The following is a 3,813-nucleotide window of genomic DNA, read 5'->3' on the forward strand; positions in this document are numbered from 1 at the left end:
TTGCCATCTAGCCAATCCGTCTCCGGTTAAGCTATCTAGCGAGCCGACTATCTTATCATATTGATTTGATTTGTCAAGACTTTTTATAATTTGTTTCACCAGGTTAACTGCGTTATTAATATGTAATCTACATATTAGTTGCCGCTAGTCCGTCCGATGAGGGCGTATTATAGAGGGTTTAACTTTTGTGTCAACCTGTTTTGTTAATGTTTTTGGACTTATTTTAGCGGAACATAAAAATGGTAATTTTTTCAATGGGTTGGAGTTGGTTGTTTTTGATGCACTAGAGATGAGTAGATATGTGCTCTTGATTATGTTTTATCCTAGCAAAAATATTTAGTTCCAGTAGATAGATGCGTTTTACTACCTTTTAGCTTCATTCTATATTGGAACAGTCCTCTCTATAGTTATACTTTATAACTTACCCATCCTCTCAAAAAACGCCTTATATGCAGCGACTTTCTTATCCAACGATAGCGGATAAGCGCGCGAGGTCGAAGGCAGCCTATATAAAGTTAAGTCATTAACCATATTGGTTTGGTTGCTGTCTTGCCACTGATAAGGGTAATCCATACTTTGATTGGTTTTTGGATGTTTTGATTTGGCAATTGGCTCATCTAATAACCCAAGTAGCACTTCGGTCGCCTTGCCTCCTGTCGTGAACAATGTCGCTACCTTTGGCACTTGCGGCAAGATACTATCCAAATCAACTGGCGTCACCACGGTTAGGTTTTTATCCGAAGCATTGCCAGTCTCTCGAATAGCCTGCTTGACTGTCGGGCAAGACGCTATACCACGTTCAAACATAAAATTGCGTATGCGCTCAGGATCAAAGCGCTTCTCATCGCCGACTCTAAAATAATCAGCATCATCAAAAAATACCCGACCATATATTCGCCACATGTCGTTATAAAAGTTAGGGTAATGAAAACTCATTGCCCACTTATCGGCAGTCGGTGGAAAAGTACCCATCATCATGATAGTCGCGTTTGATGGCAACACAGGCTCGAAAGGATGCGTTTCAATTTCTGCAGCTTTGTTTTTAGCAGATGTGAGCGTTGTATCTATATCTTGGGGCATTGATGTTTTTATAGTCATGATATTCTTCATCAGAAAAGCGGTTTTTTTGGTATCATAGCAGGTCTAAACACTACCTCACTTGTCATTACACTTATAGTCAACCTAAGTTCATTTGATTGGTTAACTTAAATAGCGAGATATCGACCTGCTTAGCCTAAATTGCTTAGGCTTTGATGGTAACTGTGAACGTGAACATTGTTATCGTCCTCAGCAGTTACTGCTGTGAGGCAGTAAACGTATTTGATAAACATGATTGTGAGAGTTCTAACCTTACTATCTATATGCTAGATATATGGTTAAAGTGCGGTAAGTGTTTGTATCTTTTATACTAATAGCAACCGCAGTAACTGCGCAAGCATCAGACAAGAAACCAAGAGAGATTCTATGAGTGACTTAAACAACGATTTGAACATTACGGTAATCGATCATCCACTAGTCCGTCATAAACTCAGTCTCATGCGTGAAAAAGACTGTAGCACTTATAAGTTTCGCACATTGACCAAAGAACTTGCGCGCTTGATGGCGTATGAAGCAAGTCGCGATTTTGAAATTGAGACGTTTCCAATGCAAGGCTGGTGCGGCGAGATCACTGGTGAGCAAATCATCGGTAAGACAGCAACTATCGTACCTATTTTGCGCGCAGGTATTGGCATGCTTGATGGCGTGCTCGATCTAATCCCTACTGCTAAAATTTCTGTTGTCGGTCTACAACGTGACGAAGAAACGCTACAGCCTGTGCCTTTCTTTGAGAAGTTCGTCAGCCACATGGACAAACGCCCTGCATTGATTGTCGATCCGATGCTCGCTACTGGCGGCTCTATGGTCGCAACAATCGATATGCTTAAAAAGCACGGCTGCAAAAACATCAAGGCTTTGGTTTTGGTCGCCGCGCCTGAAGGTGTGCGCTTGGTCAATGACGCGCATCCTGATGTGCAGATCTTCACCGCTGCTCTCGATAGCCATTTAGATGAGCATGGTTATATCATCCCGGGGCTTGGTGATGCTGGCGACAAGATATTTGGTAAGCAGTTATCTAATAAATAATACCAAAACAGACAAAGTCGTCATCAAGGTTGTAGCAAAAGTAGACAGCATCGATAATAAGGACAGATAATGAACGTATTGATTACAGGTGCAAGCGCAGGGTTTGGTAAAGCGCTAGCAGAGCGTTTGGTTGCAAACGGCCATCACGTGATTGGTTGTGCTAGACGCCTTGATAAGCTGAATGCTTTGGCAGATACCCTAGGCGATGCGTTTTTGCCCGTGGTTATGGATGTGAGTGAAACAGACTCTATCCCGCAAATCATTGCTGATCTGCCTGATGGTTTCAAGCAAATCGATGTGCTCGTAAATAATGCAGGATTAGCGCTCGGTACAGAGCCTGCACACAAAGCCAGTCTCGATGACTGGATGCGCATGAATGATACCAATGTCAAAGGTTTAATGGCGTTGACTCATGCCGTCCTACCAGCGATGGTTGCGCGCGATAGTGGTTATATCATTAATGTTGGCTCAATCGCAGGTAACTGGCCTTATTTTGGTGGCAACGTTTACGGCGCGACCAAAGCGTTTGTCAAACAATTCAGCCTAAACTTACGTGCCGATTTGCTTGGTACGCAAGTGCGTGTGACCAATCTTGAGCCAGGAGTGGTTGCGGGTACTGAGTTTTCAAACGTACGCTATCACGGTGATGACGACAAAGCGGCAAAGGTCTATGATGGTTTTAAGACCATGACGGGTGAAGATATTGGCGATATTTTGCTGTGGCTGATTGAGTCGCCTGCGCATATTAATGTCAATCGCTTAGAAGTCATGCCAGTGGCCCAAACCTACAATGGCTTAACCGTTGCCAAGCAAGACAGTTAAGACGGGTCTAGCTCCTCGATATACTTATTAGCGTAACTCATACGACCGAAGCAATATAGAGCCCTCTATATTGCTTTTTTTTATGTCTTCAATCGTTATCTCATTGACCAGACGCAGGTCCTGAAAGTCCATAATCAACACTTCATTGCGCAGCCGCTCGCTCGTGCGTTTGTGGTGACGTATCGCAAACCCCAATACTTGCTTACCCGTGATGGTAATTTGGTTAATCACTACTCTGGAGGCATTGGTAACTGATGTCTTGGATGATTTCTGAGCATTGACGATCGCAGTGGCTGGATTGACAGTAGTGGTAAGCAGTTTGGTCTGTCGCACACTTTTTGGCATATCTCCTGCAAAAAAAAGCACCTGTGTGAGCGGCAAATACTGCGTATGGCGCATTAGCTCCTGACGGAACAACGAAGGCATATCTATATTAAAACTGTCTTCTGTCTGCTGATAAAAGGCGGTGAAATTACGATGTAGATAACGCCCAAATACCGTGGTGTTAATCCATTCTTTATAAATATTATTCGCCAGTAGCTGCTTGGTAAAGGCGCTGGCATCAACCGTGACCTCATTATTTAACATCGACAATAAAAGTGCTTGTGGACTGGTAAAGGTCTGCTGCTCCCAGACTTGTGGATACAAGCTACTATCCAATGACGACAATATCGATTTGCTCATACCCTTCTATCCTTATCAGTGATCGCTACTGCTTTTACCACCCGCCAAATTTTGTGCTATAGTCACTGCACTACAAAAGAGTTATGTTTTGGATGAATATCATAAAACAATTTAGATAAGTCATTTTCCATCCAACCTTGGCGTAAAAACTTCACTTGAGCCCACTTTTTCTCGATGGGATTT

The 3,813-nt window shown here is 43.0% G+C and carries 4 protein-coding genes; 2 read left to right on the forward strand and 2 right to left on the reverse strand.

All coding sequences use genetic code 11. The annotated features are described in order from the left end of the window. Positions 1-414: 414 nt before the first annotated feature. A complete protein-coding gene (locus NJD71_RS13340; protein WP_319052393.1) occupies positions 415-1,080 on the reverse strand; it encodes a DNA glycosylase in 666 nt (221 codons plus the stop codon). A 384-nt stretch (positions 1,081-1,464) separates the two neighbouring features. Between NJD71_RS13340 and upp the strand changes: the two genes are divergently transcribed. Together upp and NJD71_RS13350 are read left to right on the forward strand one after the other, a co-directional pair. Beyond that, complete coding sequence (gene upp / locus NJD71_RS13345) at positions 1,465-2,124, forward strand: uracil phosphoribosyltransferase (RefSeq protein ID WP_319052390.1); 660 nt, start codon at positions 1,465-1,467, stop codon at positions 2,122-2,124. A gap of 69 nt (positions 2,125-2,193) precedes the next feature. Then, entirely contained in the window at positions 2,194-2,946 is a 753-nt protein-coding gene (locus NJD71_RS13350; protein ID WP_319052391.1) for an SDR family NAD(P)-dependent oxidoreductase, read from the forward strand. A 27-nt stretch (positions 2,947-2,973) separates the two neighbouring features. Here the strand turns inward: NJD71_RS13350 and NJD71_RS13355 are convergent, their stop codons facing one another. Continuing rightward, positions 2,974-3,630 carry a hypothetical protein gene (locus NJD71_RS13355; RefSeq protein WP_319052392.1) on the reverse strand — a complete coding sequence of 219 codons (657 nt, stop codon included), beginning with the start codon at positions 3,628-3,630 and terminating at the stop codon, positions 2,974-2,976. Between the last annotated feature and the right edge of the window lie 183 nt (positions 3,631-3,813).

The sequence above is a fragment of the Psychrobacter sp. PP-21 genome (genome assembly GCF_033790785.1).
In the GTDB taxonomy this organism is placed as follows: domain Bacteria; phylum Pseudomonadota; class Gammaproteobacteria; order Pseudomonadales; family Moraxellaceae; genus Psychrobacter.